Source organism: Candidatus Obscuribacterales bacterium (assembly GCA_019744775.1).
Lineage (GTDB): Bacteria > Cyanobacteriota > Vampirovibrionia > Obscuribacterales > Obscuribacteraceae > SBAT01.
On sequence record JAIETZ010000003.1, the window covers coordinates 25145 to 46393 of the forward strand.

Annotated in this window: 19 protein-coding genes; 10 read left to right on the forward strand and 9 right to left on the reverse strand. The window is 46.8% G+C overall.

Features of this window, described 5'->3' with window-relative positions:
- Positions 1–30: 30 nt before the first annotated feature.
- Positions 31–2382 (reverse strand): aspartyl protease family protein, encoded by a 2352-nt coding sequence (locus K2Y22_06785; protein ID MBX9878150.1) that lies wholly within the window; start codon positions 2380–2382, stop codon positions 31–33.
- A gap of 447 nt (positions 2383–2829) precedes the next feature.
- Between K2Y22_06785 and K2Y22_06790 the strand changes: the two genes are divergently transcribed.
- Together K2Y22_06790 and K2Y22_06795 are read left to right on the forward strand one after the other, a co-directional pair.
- Positions 2830–3867 (forward strand): hypothetical protein, encoded by a 1038-nt coding sequence (locus K2Y22_06790; GenBank protein MBX9878151.1) that lies wholly within the window; start codon positions 2830–2832, stop codon positions 3865–3867.
- 47 nt (positions 3868–3914) lie between these two features.
- The gene (locus K2Y22_06795; protein MBX9878152.1) at positions 3915–4694 is read left to right on the forward strand and encodes an ATP-dependent Clp protease proteolytic subunit; all 780 of its coding nucleotides are present in this window, start codon (positions 3915–3917) and stop codon (positions 4692–4694) included.
- Positions 4695–4798: 104 nt separating this feature from the next.
- On the opposite strand, the gene K2Y22_06800 is transcribed toward K2Y22_06795, so the two are convergent.
- Together K2Y22_06800 and K2Y22_06805 are read right to left on the reverse strand one after the other, a co-directional pair.
- Positions 4799–5941, reverse strand: coding sequence for a hypothetical protein (locus K2Y22_06800; protein ID MBX9878153.1), 1143 nt, complete (start codon positions 5939–5941; stop codon positions 4799–4801).
- 42 nt (positions 5942–5983) lie between these two features.
- Positions 5984–6673, reverse strand: coding sequence for a DUF4304 domain-containing protein (locus tag K2Y22_06805; GenBank protein ID MBX9878154.1), 690 nt, complete (start codon positions 6671–6673; stop codon positions 5984–5986).
- 486 nt (positions 6674–7159) lie between these two features.
- Between K2Y22_06805 and K2Y22_06810 the strand changes: the two genes are divergently transcribed.
- The 6 genes from K2Y22_06810 (at position 7160) to K2Y22_06835 (ending at position 12185) form a co-directional block, all read left to right on the forward strand.
- Complete coding sequence (locus K2Y22_06810; protein ID MBX9878155.1) at positions 7160–7921, forward strand: slipin family protein; 762 nt, start codon at positions 7160–7162, stop codon at positions 7919–7921.
- Between the two features lie 56 nt (positions 7922–7977).
- Positions 7978–8838 carry a DUF4240 domain-containing protein gene (locus K2Y22_06815; GenBank protein MBX9878156.1) on the forward strand — a complete coding sequence of 287 codons (861 nt, stop codon included), beginning with the start codon at positions 7978–7980 and terminating at the stop codon, positions 8836–8838.
- On the forward strand, positions 8825–9454 hold the full coding sequence (locus K2Y22_06820; GenBank protein ID MBX9878157.1) for a hypothetical protein: 630 nt from the start codon (positions 8825–8827) through the stop codon (positions 9452–9454). The genes K2Y22_06815 and K2Y22_06820 overlap by 14 nt, the downstream gene beginning before the upstream one ends.
- A 126-nt stretch (positions 9455–9580) precedes the next feature.
- Positions 9581–11062: a hypothetical protein gene (locus K2Y22_06825; protein ID MBX9878158.1), complete on the forward strand. Its 1482-nt coding sequence runs from the start codon at positions 9581–9583 to the stop codon at positions 11060–11062.
- A complete protein-coding gene (locus K2Y22_06830) occupies positions 11059–11739 on the forward strand; it encodes a transglycosylase domain-containing protein (protein MBX9878159.1) in 681 nt (226 codons plus the stop codon). Before K2Y22_06825 ends, K2Y22_06830 begins: the two co-directional genes overlap by 4 nt.
- Entirely contained in the window at positions 11727–12185 is a 459-nt protein-coding gene (locus K2Y22_06835; protein MBX9878160.1) for a hypothetical protein, read from the forward strand. Before K2Y22_06830 ends, K2Y22_06835 begins: the two co-directional genes overlap by 13 nt.
- Positions 12186–12191: 6 nt before the next feature.
- Here the strand turns inward: K2Y22_06835 and K2Y22_06840 are convergent, their stop codons facing one another.
- The gene (locus K2Y22_06840; GenBank protein MBX9878161.1) at positions 12192–12629 is read right to left on the reverse strand and encodes a helix-turn-helix domain-containing protein; all 438 of its coding nucleotides are present in this window, start codon (positions 12627–12629) and stop codon (positions 12192–12194) included.
- Positions 12630–12960: 331 nt separating this feature from the next.
- On the opposite strand from K2Y22_06840, the gene K2Y22_06845 reads away from it, so the two are divergent.
- Positions 12961–14424, forward strand: coding sequence for a serine protease (locus tag K2Y22_06845; protein MBX9878162.1), 1464 nt, complete (start codon positions 12961–12963; stop codon positions 14422–14424).
- On the opposite strand, the gene K2Y22_06850 is transcribed toward K2Y22_06845, so the two are convergent.
- The 5 genes from K2Y22_06850 to K2Y22_06870 all read right to left on the reverse strand — a co-directional run bounded on the left by K2Y22_06850 (position 14425) and on the right by K2Y22_06870 (position 20184).
- Positions 14425–15642 (reverse strand): matrixin family metalloprotease, encoded by a 1218-nt coding sequence (locus K2Y22_06850; protein ID MBX9878163.1) that lies wholly within the window; start codon positions 15640–15642, stop codon positions 14425–14427.
- A 2-nt stretch (positions 15643–15644) separates the two neighbouring features.
- Complete coding sequence (locus K2Y22_06855; GenBank protein MBX9878164.1) at positions 15645–17108, reverse strand: matrixin family metalloprotease; 1464 nt, start codon at positions 17106–17108, stop codon at positions 15645–15647.
- Between the two features lie 124 nt (positions 17109–17232).
- The gene (locus K2Y22_06860; protein ID MBX9878165.1) at positions 17233–18450 is read right to left on the reverse strand and encodes a hypothetical protein; all 1218 of its coding nucleotides are present in this window, start codon (positions 18448–18450) and stop codon (positions 17233–17235) included.
- A gap of 41 nt (positions 18451–18491) precedes the next feature.
- Positions 18492–19664, reverse strand: a complete 1173-nt coding sequence (locus K2Y22_06865; protein MBX9878166.1) for an amidohydrolase — start codon at positions 19662–19664, stop codon at positions 18492–18494.
- 127 nt (positions 19665–19791) lie between these two features.
- Complete coding sequence (locus K2Y22_06870; GenBank protein MBX9878167.1) at positions 19792–20184, reverse strand: hypothetical protein; 393 nt, start codon at positions 20182–20184, stop codon at positions 19792–19794.
- Positions 20185–20495: 311 nt separating this feature from the next.
- Between K2Y22_06870 and K2Y22_06875 the strand changes: the two genes are divergently transcribed.
- Positions 20496–21215, forward strand: coding sequence for a TrbI/VirB10 family protein (locus K2Y22_06875; GenBank protein MBX9878168.1), 720 nt, complete (start codon positions 20496–20498; stop codon positions 21213–21215).
- Positions 21216–21249 lie beyond the last annotated feature (34 nt).

A 21249-nucleotide genomic window follows, 5' to 3' on the forward strand; every position in this document is an offset into this window, starting at 1 on the left:
CAAGGCTCAGTCGGTCGAAATGACAAAGAACTAGCGTTTACGCGTGGGTTTCGAGGCACCGGGTTTTGCGTTTACAGGTTTCGTCGTTGCCGCCGGCTTCGCAGGCGATTTTCCCTGCAACGCAAGAACATCCGGCACGTCGGGGTAATACCGCTTTAGTTGATTCGCGATAAGTTGCTGCGACGCAGTGTCCCCGCTTTTCTTTGCTAATTCGTACTTGCCCCAAAGCGCGGTCCAATTCACCGGATCCAGCATGAGGGCTTGATCCCACACAGTACCAACCATGTCGGTGCGGCCGATTTTTAGAAGGAGCAATCCCATCTCTGCATACGGCTGTGACTCGGTCGGACACAGAGTTGATGCTTTAGCGATGAGTGATTGTGCGCTTGATAAAGTCTGTGGCGAGTCAGCGGATCTTATAAATAAGTCCGCCCAGTACGCCAACACGCGTGCCTCAATTTGCTTGTCGCCGGATTTTCTAGCGGCATCAACAGCTTTCTGGAATTGTCGTGTTGCCTGTGTGGTGTATTCGACGTTGTGAGTTGCGACATATGCAGCCGAGTAACACACACCCATTTGCATCAGTGCTAGTGCTTCCGTGGGAAAATCTCCAGATTCATGCGATGCCTGCGCAAGCTCTGTGTACTGCGCAATCGCCAAGTTGTAATTCTTAGTCTTCAAATACTCATTGCCGATTTGCTTATAGCGCTGCATGTGTTGCTCAGCACCTTGCTTCCCGCCATTGGGCTCAAGTATCAAACGCTCGTTGCGATAATCCAATGTAGTGCGGAATTGTCGCCAAATAGGATTGCCTAAAATCCCAAGTGCGCTCGCCGTGAATAAACCTGACGGACTTGTTGCAGCCATCTGCGGAGAGACAGCAAATACAGGATCATTCACAACCAAGTTGTCCAACTTCAATGTCTTGAAGCGCACAGCACCCATGCTGACTTTCTGCCCGTCGAGTCCTGATGCTTTTGCCACCGGCAATACAGGCGCGTTGAGCAAACTCTTCGCCAGACCAACAGGTAAGTTATTGAATGGTGCGCCCGTATCCAAAAGAAAATTCGCGCTCAACTTATCATCAAGCGTTGCTTTTACAACAGGCACGGCGGCACTGAACACAGGCGTAATTGGCAACACGGTTGCTCCCTTAGGAATAACAACACTGCGCGGATTAGCCAGAATAAGAACTTTGTCGCGATAGTCAATTGTGACCAAGAAGCGACGCAACACATTTGCACCAAGCAAGCCACCAATGCGAGAACCAGGCGCAAGACTCAAAGACGAAATGTCGTAGACCATCGCTGTGACGTTGTCGATGCTCACATCACCCACGGACAAGCTCGACAACGTCATGTAATTTACGTCGAGCGCCTTACCACCGGTTGTAATCGAATAACTACCGGCAGCATACGGACCAAGCTTCTGCGCAACAGCTTTATCGAGCACCGTCTGGCTGGCGCCTGTGTCAACGATGAACTTCTCTTCCGTTTTGTTATTGAGTCGTACTCTAGCGATGATGTAATCGCCGATGAAATCAAACGGGATTGTTATTGGATTGACATTGACTTGCGAGACTTCTGACTCTCTCGGCATTTGGAAAAGATCATCAGTTACGGCAAAGTTGAAATCCACTTCGCTCATAACTGTGTCGGACACTTTCTTCCCATTTAAATACTCAACCGTTTTAAACGGCAGTAGACTTCCGGAAACCGGGCGATAGTCTAAGTAATCAACCGCCTTCAATCCCATTACGCCTTGTTCGCGATCAATGCCCATGTACTCAGCGCGCAACACAAGATGATTTTGCGGGTCGGAATAAATTGTTGTCGGCGTCTGCCCCAGAGGGGTAATTTTGATAGCGTCGCACAACTTACCTTCTATAGGCTTTGCAGGCAATAACTCCAATTTGGTAGTCGGTAACGTTACAGCCAGAATCACCTTCATGCTGTGCTCTATCTCGTCATGCACTTCTTTGGTCGGCGTCGCAGTGTCCTTGGATATCCAGTCGCCGAATTGACTCCAGCTATTCTGCCCGTCGTAGCCGGCGACGACATTTTCACCCAAGACTTTTGTCTCAACGCGATATTTGTCTCCGCTGCCGTAGACGACAAGATCAAGAGCATTGGACGCACCGGACATTGCCGCGCTTATCGACTTTTGTGCTTTGCCTTTGAATGGCGCGTCGTTCATTTTCTTGAACGCGTCAGCGCCGCCATATGCCGCAAGAATTTGTTGTGCGACGTCGCGAGCTGTTCTTGTGGAAGCGACTGCCGTCTTGGTCGGTGCTGAAATTACCGGCAACGGAGATGATCCCGCAATTAGGAAAACTGACAAAAGGATGGCAATCTTGTACTTGCTGTGCAGGCTGCGCGACATAAAATCTCCGATCAAAATGATTCAAGAATTGTACTATTGCAGGCTCTCATGACAACCAAGAGATCTTTGCAGGTTGATCGATCTCGCGCGAGGACTTAGAAGTCAATATTACAGAAGCGCGAAATATACGGCAGAATCAAGGTTTCCAATATATTGCGCGATCTCTTGATAATGCCTAAAGTTGTAGTTATCAAGTCATATAAAAAGGATCCTTCTAAATAGTAGTTTGAATTGTTCAATAACTCAGAAACAGATCGAGTAACCCCAAGTCCCAAAACAGCTCTAAGCAAAGCAGCTATTTAGTTTGAGCAGATCTCCCTCGGAAATTATCGAGGCTGAGTTTTTCTACTCTAAATTCACAACGTAGAACACGTCAGGTGTAGAGGCGAAGCAGCGAATTCGCTTCCACACCGATGTGTGACTGCGCACACAAAGGAGGTCGATGACATGCGTGGACTAACCAGAAAACAAATCAATCACTACCTCGGCGTTCAACCGATTGCGCTGGTTGATGACAAAGACATTTGGCGCTATCTAGTGTCGCCCATTACGAAAAAGATACTGGGCGATATTAAATACGCTGAACCGAATGTGACGATGATTGACACCGTGCAAGGTGATTTCCCCGGCGATGAAGTGAGCAATCTCAATGGGCACCGCATCAACGGCGAAAGCCGGCACATCAGATTCCCGTATCTGAAGTCGACATTCGTGACCGAATCGGGTCAGCTCATCATCAAGCGCGACCAAACAAAATTCGTCGTGCTTGGCTGGTATGGCAGACCCGGCAAAGGACAGCTTATCTACAAAGTTGCCTTTAGAGATCGTTGCTTCGACGGCACGCCTTATGCAAATGACTGCTCGCTGCAGGATTTCCCGCGGCACGATCCGGTCTTGCACAAGAAAATGGACGTCGATGCGCTGTCGGTTGAACTTTCAACCTACGGCTTCTTGCCCGGATCGCGGGTGCGAGATGTAACTGGTGACGCTGAATACGAAGCTTTCATCGCAAAGCCTTTCCAATTCATCGAACAACCGGAAGTATTCTTGAAGCACTTCGAGCGCGCGTTCAAGAGCGCAATGGCTCCTGGACAAATCGCTGCTCCAATTCCGGACATGGCGCGCTTCATGGGACCTAACGTAGACAGCGTTGCTCTTGCACGCGGCTACGAAGTCGCAGAAGGCGCCGCAAGTCACTATCACGTCTACCGTTGGGGACAATCCTTCGGCTGGCGTGTAACTGATCCCGAGAAGGCGGCAATTCTCGCTGAGCTGACAAAAGGACTTGCATCCCTCAAAGAAAAGGGCGTGCGACTGACCCGTTCGCAAGAATCTTGGGTCTGTGTCCTGCAGAGCCTGCCGAGGAAGTACATCCCGGATAACTTGTACCTTGGTGGTGCCACATGGCAGCACGATGGTCTCAATAAGAATTATCTCTGGATGCACAAGCCGCTATCAGAAAGAGCAAGAGGGCTCCTGCTTTAAGCAGGGCCCTTCTTTTTCAACCTTGAATTTTTCACTGGGTGGAAATTATGTCTAAAGAAATCAAAGGACCGAATGAGGCTTATACCAAAGACGACGCTGCAAAATTGGAGCAGCATCTCAAACTTCGTAAACTCGAAGCCGACACTCGCGAGAGTGAATTGCGTGTGCAAAAACTTGAGCGTGACGCAAAAACTACCGAGCGCCAAGAGAAAGACGCCGAGTACAAAACCCGCGAAGCGCAAGCAAAAGCAGAAATCGCCGAGCTGCAACGCGACCAAATGAAGCGCCAAGAAGAAAACGCAAAAGCAGATGCCTCCGAGCATTTGGTTTACACCTTCTACGCCGCAGTTGACGAAACAAGCATCAAGCCTGCCATGGACACCATCGGCAAATGGGCAAGACGCTTCCCCGGAGAAAAGATAACCATCATCCTCAATTCTCCCGGCGGCTCCGTCCTTGACGGACTCGCTCTCTACGACTACCTGCGTCACCTGAGCGCCAATGGACACTTCATCACCGTCAAAGTGTACGGAATGGCAGCTTCAATGGGCGGCATCCTGCTACAAGCCGGCGACAAACGCATCATGGGCCCCGAAGCAGAATTGCTCATCCACGAAGTAAGCTCCGGTACCAGAGGTAAAGTCAGCGTCCAACAAGACAGCCTTGATTTTGCCAAACGCCTTTGGGACAAACTAGCGAACATCCTCGCCAAGCGTTCCAAGTACACCAAAACCCAAGTCAAACGCAAAGCCCACAAATTCGATTGGTGGCTCACCGCCAAAGAAGCAGTCCGCGACGGCTTCGCCGACGAAGTAGAAAAAGGCTAACGCCAAAAAGATAGAGCAGCGACCTGCTGCTCTTCTTGTTGTTTGTATATACTAAATGCAGTAGTATAAAATTTGTCATTCTGAGTGTGAGCGTGAAAAGTCAGTTATTTGGTGAGTGCCAACAAAAGAGAATTCCCAAGTTGGGCTTCTTCGTCTGTCTCAAAATCAATTAGGAATAGCCCGCCTGTCTGGTCTCCCTCGTGTACGCCGATGTATGCGCTTTCATTCCGAATAGCCAGAATACACAGATTTTTCTCTTCTTGTACGACGATGCGTGTATTTATTGGTGCCAACACCTGCCAACCATTGATAGTGGTGTCACCATTTCGTACTAGATCAAGATAATCTTGCGGTAGGACAAAGTCCTTGAGGTGATCTGTTGATGACTCTCCAGAACTTAAATCTGTTAGGAGTTTGGCTTTTGAAACTGAAATATTCCTGCTGAGCGAATTTGGTGATTTATCAAAGTTGATTGAGAAGATCCTGCGGGTTGCTACCCATACGATAGCTTTAATCTCCACATTGGTTTGTGAATCTACTATTGAGACGGATGCCAGAGGATATTCCGTTTTGATATTTGGAAGCATATCGGATTCGGGCAGTGGCACAACTTTGCCGAATTCGACGCAATAAAGATTGACTTCTTTGTCATTTGCGTGACGCTGTATTTTATTTACTCGACTCAACTGGTAGTCGTATATTTCTTTCCAGGTAATTGTGAGGAGCCCACCAACCGCTTCCAGTACCAGTGTCTCGACCGCCGAAAATTTGTGCCCGAATAATTTAGACCAAATACTCACTTTCTTGTTGAGCCTCGCTTTTTCTTTATCGATTAACTCACGGGGAAACCAGTGCCATTCAATCGTTAATAACGGTTTATTGCCAAATTCCTTTTGTGCCATTGTGAATGATTCTTCTAGGATGATCTCGAAGGTATTTGCGAGTTTGCGTACCTCATTCAGTCCGCCACACGCTTTGCCGACGAAGTTAAACCACCCGCTCATGGGAATTTGACCCGGCTCTCCAAACGTGACAACTTCAGCCTCTTTCTTGTGGTCTATTCCAAGCTGTTCAAGAATGTTTCGAAACTCTTGTGGGTAAACCTCGTCTCTAATTTGAGAAAATCGTCGGCATCCCGCACAGGTACATATATCGGCATCGCTTCCCGCAATTTGTTGGTAAATTTCTCGATTTTCGTCAGGATCACAGAGGATTTGCCAACTACCTAATGTTATTAACTGTTCCATATTTAAAAACCCATCGTTCTAATTCAGAATCAAATTGAATGATTAATAACCAATTCTCTCGACGAAGCAGCGAAGGCTCTCTTTGTCGCGCGTGCAAAGCCACTCACATACTTCTTCCTCATTCTCAAATGTTTGCTCAATTCTACGATGGTGACGCCATGTGTCATCTAATTCGGAAATTGTGAAAGGCATGAACTTTCGCAATGATCCACCAGCCAAAACGGTCACCTGCCCTTGCAAATGCATTGGTCTATGCACTCTGTATTGTGGTGGCTTTTGTAATCCCAAAGCTTTCGGATTACATATGATGTGCGGGTGAAATGTGAATTCGCGAAAATAGTCTCGAATCGACGCTATCGATGACAAAGAGTATAGCCATGGAAGCACAACAGTTCTAAGGCTTTCGGACAAAAGTAATTCTCGTTCTGCTAAGGGGAGCTCGTTGCGCTGGTCCCACACTAGGGAATTGTGTATATCCTTGCCATCGAATCTGTCCCAAATATGGAAGTTGTCGTAATGCAATCCCGAGTCGGGAAACCGTAGTGGTAGGAGTTTAGTGATGCAGCCGACATTCAGGAATGCTTCGCTACCGTGCCGGCCTCCCTGAAAGTTGATTAAGAGGTGGCATTCTTCAGTCTCTTTTATCCAATATACAGAACCACGCTTTTTGAAACCCTCTGGTTTGAGAGTTTTCCACATGATTTTGAGTACGTCTTCTCTTATAGAACTCAATATTCATTTTCCTGAATTGGGGGTGGGTAGCAACCTGCTAGGAATTAGCGGCGTGAGCGATTAGTGAGATTTGGCCAAAAACCAGTGGAAGCAGCCTCTTCAAGGTCTTGAATGGTTACAGGTATTTTGGTGTTGAGTATCTTAGTAAGCAGTGTCATGCAAAGTGGCTCAATTATGTTTGCCTAGCCAGGGATCGTGTTGTTTGTTTGAAATGCTAATGGGCAAAACAATAGCATTCATTTTGTAGTTTGGTATATTTCTATGTTGATGCGGGATTGCCAGCTGCCAAGTTGATGTAATCAATTTCGGTTCAGCGAGTTGGATTCCCAAGCTGATGGTGAAGCTATCAACTTCTGGGTTCAAATCCCATAGCATTTGTCTCTCGGGGTCGGCTTAAGTGCAGCCGACGATCTGCTTTGAAGGTTAAATCCTCCGCTGTTTGTTGGTGATCCCGTGAGACCTATGCACTATACAAGGAGCAAGACATTGTTGGGAGTCGTTATAGGTCTATTTTTGTTTTTCGTCTTTTGGCTTGCTGTTTTGAGTTTAAGGCGAATAACTGTATTTGAGTATGAGCGTGGCTTGCTTTATTCGAACGGTCAGTTTAGTCGCGTTCTGGAACCTGGATTGCACAAGGTTTTCGGTTTTGGTAAGACGGTTAAGACTGTTGATATGCGCGCAGTCATGTTGACGATTGCAGGACAGGAAGTCTTGACGGGCGACAACGTCGGGTTGAAGGTAAGTTTGGCCGTCAACTATCGAGTAAGCGACCCGGTGAAGGCTATGAATTCACTGCAGTCGTACGCAACGACGCTCCATACTATTGCCCAAATTGCGCTGAGAGATACAGTCGGCTCCTTGAATGTTGACGATCTCTTGAAGAATCGTTCTGGCTTGGGCAAAGAAATGCTGAGCAAAGTGGCACCGGTTGCACAGAGGCATGGTTTGGTTGTCGACATGGTCGAAATCAAGGATGTGATATTTCCGACCGAACTCAGAAAGATTTTCGCGGAAGTAATAAAGGCTCAGAAAGAAGGTCTAGCTGCGCTTGAAAGAGCGCGCGGCGAGACGGCTTCACTTAGAAATCTGGCGAACGCTGCGAAACTTATGGAAGACAATCCGGCGCTGCTCAATCTGAGAATGCTACAGTCGGTTGCTCAAGGGAATGCCACAGTTGTTTTAGGATCAACCAATGGACTAGTGGCGACTTCCGCTAAACATCAAGGGAAAGATTCAACTGAAAAGTAGTGAGGGATTTCTATTTGTTGTAATCTTTGTCTGAGAAGGGGTTGCGATAGAAAGATATGACAGATGAATTTTGGAAAGAAATTAACCGATCCCAGGCAACTGCAAAAAGTATTGATGAACAACTTGAAATGCTAAGAGGCTATTTGCAGCGCGCTGGTGATGCCCAAGTACAAGCCTTTCAACAAAGCCTTATTGAAGCATTGAACCAGTCCAACCGGTTTACGCTTGCTTGGGGATTTTGCGGTGTCGTGCCCCGCGATGGTTGGACCGGCGAGATGTCGTTTCACTATTACTGTTGTTGGTTAGTTCTTCAAGGAAAAGACGTTTTTGTCAATATCGTAGCTAATCCTGATTTGCTGTCAAACTATGACGATGTTGTACCATGTTCAGAATTGTTTGATTTAGCAATTGATGAATGGCAGCGTCGGCATGGGAAGCCATTACAATCTAAATTGCAATTCGGAGATCAATCGGATGAACCTAAGACGGTTGAAGAGTACAGAAAATTCCTATTTGATGACTTGAAGTCAATTTACCCTGTACTTAGTCAGACGTCCGAAACTCTTATGGAGCTAGCGTGGCATCCGACGGATCGACACTTAATGCACAAATTGAGATATGACGGGGTTTGCCTACGAGATGCCCGCGAAGTAGATCATTTCTTCTTTTGTAACGAAGTCGAGGCAGTCAGTGTATTGCGACAGCAACTAGAGGACAAGGGGCACAAAATTGAAGAAGTTGACATGGAGATGGTCGATGGCAAGGAAGCATATATAGTGCACTCGATTGAGAATACATCTCCGGTCGAGTTGACTAGACGAACTCAGTCTTTGCTGGACTTAGCAGATGAACTTGGTGCACATTATAATGGCTGGGGTGTAAGCTGCGAGGTCAAGGCGCCAATTGGCATTCCTTAAACATCCTATGTTGCCAGAAGAAGTCAGACTCGTATTGAACGAAGATTTTCCGCATAACTATAAAGTCAAGCAAATTAGATCGATTGCTGGTTTAAATTTGAAATCCAAGCATTTCCCGCTGCGATCTTACTGCAATTTTGATAACTTCATTTCTTTGTATATTGAACCTGAGAATATGGCTCCTTGGGTTGGCAAATTCCAAATGCCAAGTCCTCGTGAATCTCTAGGACTTTCGGCGATATATTGTTGTGCTAATCCCGATCAACTTTGTGTAGTTGTAAATGGACTAACACAAATCATCAATGTTCGCTCTAAGGAACCGTTGGAACCGGCTGATCCAAGCTGTTACAACATTAGTCGAGTTGATTGCTGTGTGGGTGGGCAATTTATATTATTTAGTGGCGATCCTTGGCTTTGGGCTTGGGGTAGCAAGGGGCTTTTGTGGGATGAACCAGCGGATGGAGATGATTTAGAAATATTGGAAGTGAATGCAGATTTTATTCGAGCTAAATGGTGCTTTGGAGAGGGTGGTAAACCGGTTTATTGTCGAGTAAATGCGAAGACAGGAGAATGGAGACGGGAAGATCCTTTCGTTGATTGGAAGACAGATTCTTAGCCTGTAGTCATATTATGCTGTGGAAATGGTGCGATTTGGGAACGTGTTTTGGCGTTTTGGTTTGAGCTGCGTGATAATTGTCTAGTAGTAAGCTGATAGAGTTAGAGCCCATCAAGGATTTTGATCGTGAATCACGAGTCCGTCTCCATTATTTTTACTAGCCGAGCTCCTGTGGACATTATCCCTTGGGAGCGAGTGCGGCAGGTATGGTTTGAACCGGACGAAGATTTGGGCAGACTTGCATTTTTCACTTTAGTTGAAGCCGGTTTCTTTGAAAAGGTACGTGTCAAAGATTTATCTATGGCTTTTGAAATGGTTGTACCGTGGGATAGACGGCAAGATCCAGACATCTATAGGTTCGAAGGTGTTTTGTGGGTGACGAGCCGGATTCACTTTCAAGACTTTGCTTATCTTGGCGAGGCAGATTGCAAGAGGTTTCAGGCGGGAAAAGTTGCAGAAGCGATTCTAGCTTTGTGCCGAAAGTTTAAACTGCCCGAAGCAGCAGCAAAAGTTCTGATGGAAAGATTTCCTCTTACTCCGATTCCCTACTCTGTATTGGACTACAGCCCCATTGTTAAGTCGAATGATCAGTCATACACACAAATAGAGGAGTTGACTGACCGAGAGCTAGGACATGAATACTACGACAGATCTAATTGGTGTATAACGCCACCGTTGACAGGAAAGGAGTTAGCCAAAATCAATGATAAGACCTTGAATGTGTGTGTTCCAACAGAAGCGCTGCCGGTCGATACATTTGTCGAGGTGGCGAACGCAATGGTCCGTGCACCAAGAGCAACATTACGTGTGCAAGATTCGTATGACAATGGCTATATTGGTCTTGGCTGCTTGAAATATTTTGGGCAAGTCCGTCGTGTTTGTCTTGATCATGTGCAGGCAACGTCTTTGGACGATTTGCGCTATTTGTCACCAGACATGATTAGACTCGAGTTGGATTTTTCAGAGTCGAGAAGCAAACCTTCTCTAGCGGTCCTCAACCATTTTAATTGCCTGCAGTCTCTCACCTTGCGCGGACTCTATGAGGACTTATCTAAATTTCCCAATCTCAGGTCGTTGCGAGCCCTGTCGCTACAAGATATTCAGATAAAGGATTTGTCTTCAATTGCCTGCCTGGAAAATTTGGAATCATTAGCTATTTCCAGCAAGAAGCTTGAAAATCTTTCAGTGTTGTCTAAGTTTAAAAACCTAAGATACCTCTGTTTGGAACGGGCCTCGAAGATAAATACACTAGAGGAATGTTCGCAACTGACCAAACTTGAATATTTGAAGCTGATTCGACTCAATAGTGTAGAGGAATTACCGTCTTTAGAAAATTGCAAAAATTTGCGGCGTCTGCACTTGCAATGGCTGAAGAACTTCAGTAATTTTGAAAATTTTATCAAAATACCAAATCTAAAAGAGTTGCTGCTATTCAATATGAAACATGTGAAGCCCGAACACCTTCAATGTCTTGTGCGTAACCCCCAATGCCTTGAATTTGATACCGATAACAACCGCCTGAGAAAGGCTATGGCTTTCCCGGGAGTGCTATCCGGCTCTGTATTTAAGTTTGACTCGGTAGATTGTGGCAAGGTTTTTGTCAGATGAAAACCCCAAACATTCTAGGTATTTTGTTGTTCATTGCTATTGGCATTGGAATTGTCTCGGTTCCAATTGCAAGAAGTATTTTGAAAGTGCCAGAACCACATCTTGAAAGATTGGCTAATCATTCCTATGTGCCGCTATCAAGGATTTCGAAAAATATGCAATTGGCCATTCTGGCTGTAGAAGATCATAGGTTTTATGATCATGGCGGAATTGATCTATTAGGATTAATCCGAGCAACAATCGATAATACACGTGCAAAACGCATGGTTGAGGGAGCATCCACAATCTCGCAGCAATTAGCAAAGATCGCTTTTCTTGATCAGGATGAGAAAACAGCGCAACGGAAATTGAGTCAACTGATTTTGTCCGCGGATTTGGAGCAGAAATATTCCAAAGACGAGATTCTTGAAAGCTATCTGAATTCAATTTACTTTGGTAGAGGTGCTTATGGGATTGAGGAAGCATCCGAAAAGTACTTTGGCGTTAAAGCGAGTAAGTTATCGATAGCTCAGGCCGCATTCCTTGCGGGAATTGTAAGAGCGCCGTCTGTGTTGGGTGATCCTGGTAATAAAAACGTTGCAGCGGCTCGACAGAACCAGGTTATAGATAATATGGTGCAATACGGTTATATTTCAATTCACCAGGCTCATGAGGCGATTGGCAAATGCATAAAATAGTGCGAGGCTTAGTTTATTTACTATTTGTGATGCTTGTTATTGTAGGACTCATGTGTTTCTGGGACTATGTTGGTAATGCGACAAACTGGTTCGGCACAAGAAAACAATTTGAGTCATATAGTTATAGTTTTGTACCGATTATTTCTTTGCTGAGTTGTTGGGCAATTTTTTTGATTGCTATGAAAGTTTCGGAATTAATATATGGTCCGCCGAAGCCTTTCAAGGATTATGATCGGAAGGACATGGCTAAGGTGTTGGAGATGTTTCTTCAGGAGGACTATGAAGACGAAGCAGATTTTGGAGGGATAGAATCCTTTGAATTTGAAGATCCAATAATACTGAAAGCGGCTGCTAGACTTAAAATAGCTTTGGAGAATCCTTTACCTACAACGCGCGACAAGGAAGAGTTGCGTGCATTGAGGTGTGATCTACTTGGTGATGCTTAGATAGAACTAGCTCTGTTCCTCCTTGAATTCCAGAATAAGCGTTCTAATTGTCCTCTCTGAGCCCTTGTAGCCGTGTTGTTCGACAAGCATGGCGAATATCCACTGTGCTGTCACTTTGTCGCCGTCTGGTTGAGACGAGTGGTATGTCCAGATTTTTCTTACCGTCTCACGCCAGTGGTCGCGTACAGGCTGAGGACGTCTTGCTGGACGTGCCTCTTTGTTGATGTACTTCTTGAGTGTATTGCGCGAAATGTTGAATTCTTTGGCGATTTGCCGATAACTCTTCTGTTCTTGTTCGGCGAGGTGCTTGAGGTTGTCCCAGTCCATTTGGTGGTAGGGAAGTACAGAGTTGCGCTCATACCACTGCGCGATTGTCTGGGGCTCGTCATCCCTCATTCGGGTGTGTTTGAGAGCGTTTGATGCTAATGGATTATCATTGTGCATGCTCATCAGCCTCTAACTTGGATCCCTCTGTATTCAACTGTATGCAGAGATTATGTAGAATGTATGGAGACCAGATTGGAACCGATAAAAAAAGCGTCATAACCATGCGTGGTATCACTGCGAAAAACGGTCGCCATATTGACATTAGCACGAAGCTGGCTATGGCAAGCTTATTGAGCCAAAACAAAATATTGGCAAACAAATTTGAGCCACTTGAAGCTAGATAGCAGGAAAATTTGATGATATTTATTGCTATCGAATTGAATAGTGTTTATCCGCTTGCTATTGTTTGTCATAGTAGTGTCTGAGTATGTATTGGAGCGATATCATAATGATGTTGGCGCGTAAACTATTGTCTGCAACCGGCGCGGTTGTGTTGTTCGGTCAATTGTTGGTGTCCCCGGTTTTGGGTAGGGAAGCTCTAACGGCGGAAGAAGTTTTTCACGCCAGTAAGGCAGGCGTCGTTAGCATTTTCACTGGCGCGACGTTCGGTTCAGGATTTTTGGTGGATGATGCCGGACTTGTTTTGACGTCTTGCGATGTATTGAAAGACGGCTCGAAAAATCTTCGAGTCAAATTCGGGCCAGACCAAATTGTCGAAGGAAAAGTTCTCATTAGAGACCAAGATCACAATCTGGCTGTCCTGAGAGTCAATCTTAAAAACATTCGCGTATTCAAATCCCTTCCTCTGCAGGCGAAAGATCAGCAGGACAGCACTAAAGCAAATGACCAGCTAGTTGCGCTTGCCTTGGACAAGAAGACCTCTGAAAAAGTCATGACGTCTACGACCGTCAGGTCAGCGGAGACAGACGGATTTTACTTGCGAGGAAAGTCTGACCCGGCAGCGTATGGTGGACCGGTGCTTAACTTGTACGGCGAAGTTATTGGTGTAAGCTCGGTGGTTCCGAGTATGCCTGGACAGCCGCCCGCTATTCCAATAGCGCTTGCAGCTAACGACATTGAAGATGCGAAGTTGGATGCGCAAAAATTGGAAGCGCCGTCTGCAGCGCTTCTGCCGGATGTGCCACACACGCCTTTCAATGTGTCTGAGTTGTTGAAAGACAATCCGGACATGCTCAAGAATCGTAAGCAAAGTGATTACAATTTTGGCTCACCGTTCTTTTCTGTGAGTGTCTTCACCCCGGTACAGGGTTATTTCCAATTGGCTCAGCTTTGGGAAAAACTTACGGGTACAAAGAAAGAGTCGAAGGAAGTTTCGCTTGATCCGCAAGATCTCGAGATAAGCAAGCAGTTTTTCGATACAGAAAAGCCTGTTGTGACGGTAATGGTAATTCCGAAGACGAGGCAGACTAATGGAGCGAAGTTTATAAACGCTGCAAGCTTTATTGGTTCAACATCGGCGCTTGTCGCCGGCGGCTTGGTGGGTGTGCCTGTAATTACGCCTGGCATTTACGTCAAGCATAAAGTAATTCAGAGGGATTTCTTGGATCTCAGCCTTGTGGCAGATGACGGTAATTCGGTTGGACAACCGATTGAAGCTAATCGTGTGCCGTTGGAAAAGGAGACTATAGCTTTGACTGGCTATAAGTGTCCCAAGCTCGAGGACATGGCTTACATCGGTATTTATACCTTCGATGCCCGTTGTTTTGACACGGACAAGAAGTTAACGCTTTCCGTGAGCGGTGAGGGTAAGGAAGGCAAAGAGGCGCCTAAAACCACAATTGAACTTCCGGAAGCATTAAAGAAGAAAATTGTTGAGGACTTCAAGCCTTACTGGGATGCCACAGGCAAAGGCACGGTTGCTAAGTCTGATGACAAAAAGACAGAGATGTAACTAGTCCCAAGGCGTCATTGTATAGAGTGCATACAGGTGATTTATCGTGCCTGTGTCTCGCATGCTGACTGGCTGAAGCTTCTTGGACATTATTGGATACATCACGTCTGTTTTGCTATTTGAATGTCCACTAATACCCAACGCGTGTCCGACTTCATGTCTGGACACGTTGAAGACATCGTCATTTTTCAATGCGCGTTGAGTGAATATATTGGAAGTGCAGATGGTGATTTCGACTTTCTCTATCCAGTGTTCGTTGGCTTTTGTTTGTAAGACGCTGACGAAGTTGGTTACACCTTGCTCCTTGTGTTTGTGTTCCGGCAGTTCTTCTTTTCTAGCGACCCACTTGCAGACTATATTGGCGTCGTCTTTTTTGTTGACGAGTCTCCAACTTAAGCGGTAGTTGGATGCTTTTACCCAATCGTTGAAGCTTGTGACGATGGCTTGCCTGTAGGTGTCTCTGTAGTTGTGGATGTCATCGCCTGGTGTTATGTACACCTTGATGGGAAGCATTGTTTTCGGCCATCTGGCAACACTGTCATCTTTGGTGAGCTGCTCATAGTAGTCTGCGCCGCCGCTGTAAGTCGCTGATGCACGTCGTGCTTCAAGTGCAAGGTCGTCTAAGTTGTTTGGCTCGGACGGCTTGGCTGGGGCTTCGGCTGTTGTGGGTTGGCCTATTGATTCAATCGTCACTGAGCCTTTAGACCCAGATGCTTGTTGCAGGATTTGATCTGGAGAGATGTCGGCCATTTTTTGGAAGGCAAGGTTGATTTTCCCTTGCTTTGCGAATTGACGGCATGTGCCTGTAAGGGATCTTCCATCCTCGGAAAGTTGGAATAGATATTCGGTCATGACGGCTGGCTTCCAGTCGGACTGTCCGAAGATCAATTCTACGTGTGAGTCACGGAATACGAATTGCTTTTTACTTTCATCGTATTTGCCGTTGAGGAAGTGCTTGGATGTACCGCCTTTCCCTTGAGCGATAAGCGAGCCTTGGTAGTTATCACCGTCTGGAAAGAGATGCAGCGTGCCGATAAGCTCGATTCCGTCTGTCTCGACTTTTCCGTCCCATTCGCCACAGAGTGCTGGGAATTGGGTCTTTTCCGTTGCGGCTTTCGTGACGGTGGATTGTTTTGATTTGCTTGTTTTGGCATTTGCGCTGAGAGGCATTATTGCGATAAATGAAAGCAAAATAGTCAAGGAAAGTAATTTTGTCATGGCTAATTGCTTCCTGTTAGTTCGCGTTTGAGCTTTGTGTATTTGGCGATGTCGGCGGAATTGGAATCTCTACTCGCTATACGCAAAATAATGTCGCAGTACTGGACTGCGAGCTCTTTGCGCTTGGCCTTGATCAGATTTGTTATTGCCAAATCAAAGTTCTTTTTTACACTGGCATAATCGTGGTCCTTTATTGCTTCATTTCCCAGTTCGTTGTATATTTTTGCCAAATCGAGATAAATAACTTCCATTGACGGTGCAAGCTTCTTAGCTTCTTCCAGCAGCTCTAACGCTTTGCTGTAATGTTTTTGATCAATTTCGTGAATTGCATCTGCTGTCAGCAGTGCCGCTTTGTTTTCTGGACTGGTTTGTGCGCCTTGAAATGCTACGTTGGTAGTTTTGACTGGGTGGGCTTTGATGACTTCATCTGGAGCGGTGTATAACAAGTAAATAGTTTTTTTGTCCCTATCTGATAGTCCAAGTAATTGTGTTCCGTCTGAGGTAGCGCCTAGCATGATGTCGCCGGGCTGACTGCTGTGCCCGAGCATTCCGAGCATATGTCCGACTTCGTGCAGCGCTATTGATCGCACGATGTTACTGGGTAGATTCGTCTGAGCGCCTTTTTTAGTTAGAAGTGTTATACGTCCACCCATAAGACTTCCGTCTAAGCTTGACATTGGCATTGCTTGTCCGCCTTCGGCCGGATTAGCTAAGGTCGTCTGATCATCACTCCATGAGCATTCAATCAGAGAATCGCTTGGGTCAGTGACGAATTTATAAGTAAACTTTCCTTGGGACGCATCGGACCAGGTCGCAAATGCTTGCTTGAGAATGTCGGTAAACTCATCTCTGTAGCCGACTTTGCCCTCTCCTGGTGCTATGTAAATCGGTATTGGCATTTGCGAAGACTTCCATCGCATTGCACCCATTGCCATCGCTTCGTCCAGATAGTTGTCCTGTCCTTTTGAGCTCATGATGCCTTTATTGCGAGCGATCTCCGTTGAGAGAAGGTCGACACGCGCTTGTGATTCGGATGCGAATTGGTCTTTGGGATGAAGGCGGATGTACTTTTGAAATTTTTCGACGGCACGCTCGTTTTTGCCTGTCAGCATGTAGGCAGTGCCAAGCGTGAATATCATTAGACCGTCATTTGGATCGATGTTTTCAGCGGCGTGCAGCGCAGGTATTGCATCTTCTGGCCTGCCTAGCCGTAGGAGTGCTGCGCCGTACATTATGTGGGTGTCTAGAAAGTCGGGATGAGATTCGCTTAGCTGTTTGAATTTTTCTGACGCTGGTTGAAAATCTTTGTTGTTGTATTGATTAACGGCGGTGTTAAATTCGGCGACTTCTTTTTGAGTGACACTTTTCGGTGCCATTCGAGATTCTGTCTGTGCCATGGCGGCATTGTTGCTTAGCAATAAACCAACCATTGCGAGAATAGGCAGATAGGATAACTTCCTAGGCATTTGATAAACCTCGTGAGCCGTTCTGTAATTGAACCAGGAAATTGGTGATTGTGGCTGATTAGGGGTTAATAGTCAGTTGCTAGAAGCGTGATGGCACGCTGAATTGAGCCAATTGTCAGGGTGGTTATTGGCGGAGTTCTGGTGGTGGTTGCCAGCCAAATTCTTCTAGTGTGTCGTCGAAGCTGATTCGGCTGCGTTGGCAGTAATTCATGGCGATGATTGCTTGGTCTATCTGCAATGCTTTTTTGTCTAGCAGATAGTGACAGCGCATGGCGGCGGTGAGTATTGCTTCGTCGAGGACGCCGGCGGATAGGAAAAGTTGTGTTGTGATTTTCGGATTTTGTAGGACGCGTTCGGTGGCTTCTTGGATTTCTTTTTCGGTGACGAATCCGCACATTTTGAGTAATTCTGCGAGAGTTATTTGTTTGTGTTCTTCAGTTTGTTTGCCGGTGAGTTCGCGAATTGCTTGCTCGACGCTTATTTGGCGGGACTGTACTACGCGTAGTGCGTCGGCGGCTTGTAGTCCAGTGATTTTATCGTCGGCTACAAGTTGTTGTAATTTTAGTGCGGCATCTAGAGCGGACTTTTGGATGAAGCCGTCTTCGACTAGGATTTGGCCGATGAGTTTTTCTTTTACTAGACCGAGTTCTAATGCGGTGAGTAGGTCTTGTTCGGAAAGGAGTCTGCTCATGACGAGTAATTCGCCTACGCGGACACTTTTTTGATTTGGTTGTTTAAGGATTCCTTGTTCGATGAGGTTTTGCTCAATGGAGACTTGTCTGTCATAAGATGCTTTAAGGCTGGTGATGCCTTGTTCTTTTGTTATTTTTCCGTCGCGAATTAGGACTTGGGTGTTGAGTGCGGAGGCAAGTACGGATTGAGATATGAGTCCCAATTGAATGAGGATGCGTCCCATTGGGAGTCCTGTTTCGTAGCTTCGTGTTAGTGATTTATTTAGTTGATCGCTGTCGACGATGCCGGAGGCTAGGAGTAATTCGCCGAGTTTGTTGGTGGGGCGATTGCCTTGCTTTTTGTAGCCGACTTGTGCGAGTGCTTCATCTAGTTTTAGTTTTTCTCTTTTGACCAGAGTTAGTGCGGTGACACCGGATTCTAAATCCAATAATTTGTCGTTGATCATTGATTGGATTTGTAGGGCAGCTTTAAGAGTATCTTCGTCGACGAAGTTGGACATGATGAGCACGCGTCCGAATGGCAATCCTATTTGTGTGGCTATCTGAATTGCTTCGTCAAAGCCGATTGGGTCGAGGATACCGGCGCGAATTAGTAAATCGCCGATGCGGATGGAGCCGCCTCTTCCACCAGATCTTGAACTGCCGCTCATGGTCATGTGCTGTGATTCCTTTGGTTTCGTTACTTTTGGGTTTACTTAGACAGATAACGCATTGCAGATTCAGCCAGCATGGCGGAGCCGATTGGGATGGCGTTTTCGTTGGCGTCGAAGAGTGGGGTGTGTATTTGGCGGAGGACTTCGTCTACTTTCACGCCGAGTAAGAAGTAACAGGCGGGTAATGCTTGGGAGAGGAAGCTGAAGTCTTCGGAGCCCATTTCCTTGTTTGCTTCGACGACAGAATCTTGGCCGAGGACGTCGTGGGCGACGTTGCGGACGAGATTTGTCAAAGAAGGATCGTTCATCAGGGTGACGGTGTTGTGGTGGATGTCGATTTTGTAGGAGCCGCCCAAGGTTTCGGCGATGGAGCACGCGTTTTTGATTTCGGACAAGAGCAAATCTTGCATGTGCTTGCCGAAGTAGCGGATGGTGCCTGTGATTTCTACGGCGTCGGCTACGATGTTGGGACGATATGTTTTGCTGCGGATGCCGCCGATTGTTAGAACGGCTGGTTCGAGGGCGGATTTGCGGCGGGAAATAATTGCTTGCGCGGCCTGCACAACTTGACTTGCGAGAACAATGGCATCGATTCCGTATTCGGGATAGGCACCATGCGTGGCGCGGCCGGAAATGGTGATGTTGAAGGTGTCGCATGCGGCGAGGAATGCGCCGTCGCGGACGCTTATTTTGCCGGCTTGCAGGCGTGGATCGCAGTGTAAGGCGAAGATGGCTTCGGCGTCTTTGATGGCACCGGCTTCCATCATTAGTGTTGCTCCGGCTTTGCCGTCTTCGTTGATTGTTTCTTCGCCGGGTTGAAACATAAATCTGATTCGGCCGTTTTTCGGTGGATTGTCGGTGATCAGTTTTGCTGCGCCCAACAAGCATGTGGTGTGAACGTCATGTCCGCATGCGTGCATAACGTTTGCCTTGCGCGAGCAATATGGTTTGTCGTTTTTCTCTTGTATTGGAAGTGCGTCGATGTCGGCGCGAAGGACGACTGTTTTGCCCGAGCCTATTTCGGCGATGACACCGGTGCCGGCGACGACGGTTGTCTTGTAACCGAATTCCTTTAATGTCGATTCGATTAGCTTCGATGTTTCTGTTTCTTTGAAGCTTAATTCGGGATTTGCGTGTATGGTGCGGCGGATATCCACCAGCTTTGGTGCCAGGGCGGATGCGCGGTCGAGAGTTGTTGTTGTAATTGTCATGAAGTCACCACAAGGCACGCGCCTTGAGAAGAAAAGGGAGCTGTACATGTTACCACTGGCAGCTCATGCCCAACACAAGAACCTAATGACAACCAGGATCAAGTTCACAATTTGTAGTGAACAGGACTTAGGTTCCGGCTAGTTGTTTCAAATCGTATGCCACTGAATCCGGTATCTGGAAGTGTTCTTCGTCAGGAAAACTATCTGGGTGCGTGGTCAACGCGGAGCGGATGAGACCGCCGAGAAGTAAGCTGTGATCGGCTAACAGCTCTTTTTCTACATCATCCAATTTGTAGTAGCCCTTGTCTTTGAGCTTGGCCAGCAATTGGTTGAGCGAGAGGATGTATTCGAATGGTGCGAATGTTGTCCAACCATCCTTTAACGGATTGTCGGTGGTTAGGTTGTCGCCAAAGACGTTGATGAGATCGAGAACGAAGTCGGTGACGATCTCCAAAGTGTTGTGGACGATCACCTTCTTGTTTCTATATGTAAGGTAGAGGTCTTTGACTTCGTTGTTCATATTGAAACTTTAGCAGGTGTAGGAGCGGGCGCATGCAATGCGCCCCTACGAGGGCAGGTAGGACCAGGGCAATGCAGCAGTGCGCACGGTTGGATGCAGGACAAAAGCGCCGTAACGATCATGCATGGTGCATTTTGGTGTGGTGGCGTATTTGATGGCAGGTTGTCTGATGTATATACAACAGTAATAGCACTATATGTTTTGGATTTTGGAAGTGGTTAGTTTCGATAAAAAAATATCGGCTACAAGATAAAAAGTGTGTTATCCTTTCGCTTAGTTTAAAAGCAACTAAGCTAGCTAAGGAGCGTTCTATGAGAAGGTCACTTCTAAACACAGCGATCGCAGCAGTAATATCCGTGGGGATGGTTCTGCCTGCTGTTGCACAAACATACAATGGTCAGCAATTACAGGGTCGCGTAACCTATGTACCTGCCGGCACGACACTAGATGCGGTGCTCACCAGCCCGATCGATAGTGCGGTCGCTAAGCCGGGCGATATATTCAACGCCAAGCTTTATGCACCAGTTTACTTTGGTAATGACTTGGTTCTTCCGGTCAACACTGTTCTTGAAGGGCAAATCGCCGCTGCAGATAAGAGCGGCATGCTTGGTGTCAATGGTTCGATGAACTTGCGTTTGACAGCGGCAGTCACTCCGGACGGCACACGTTTGCCATTGTCCGCAGTGGTGGCAGCTACTCAAGCAGCACCAACTTCCATTAAGGAAGACAAGCAAGGCAACTTGCATGGCAGAACCGTCAAGGAAAATCTTGCTTCGGGTGCAATTAGAACCGCTGCCTGGACCGCGGGTGGAACATTGCTCGGCGTTATGTTTGCGCCAATCGTTGCTGGTACCGTTGCAGCTGGTGCTGTGACCGGTGTTGCAACGGGTGCAGGCGTTGGTCTGGCAAGCAACCTGTGGAGAAAAGGCAAAGACGTGAAGGTACCGAGCGGATCGCGCGTAACCTTCTCGCTTGATCAACCGCTTTCCATGTCGGCTGGCGTTGCTGGAGTGCCCAACTACGTTCGCTAAGCGTGCGTAGGTAAAGTACGGTCCAGACATTTGG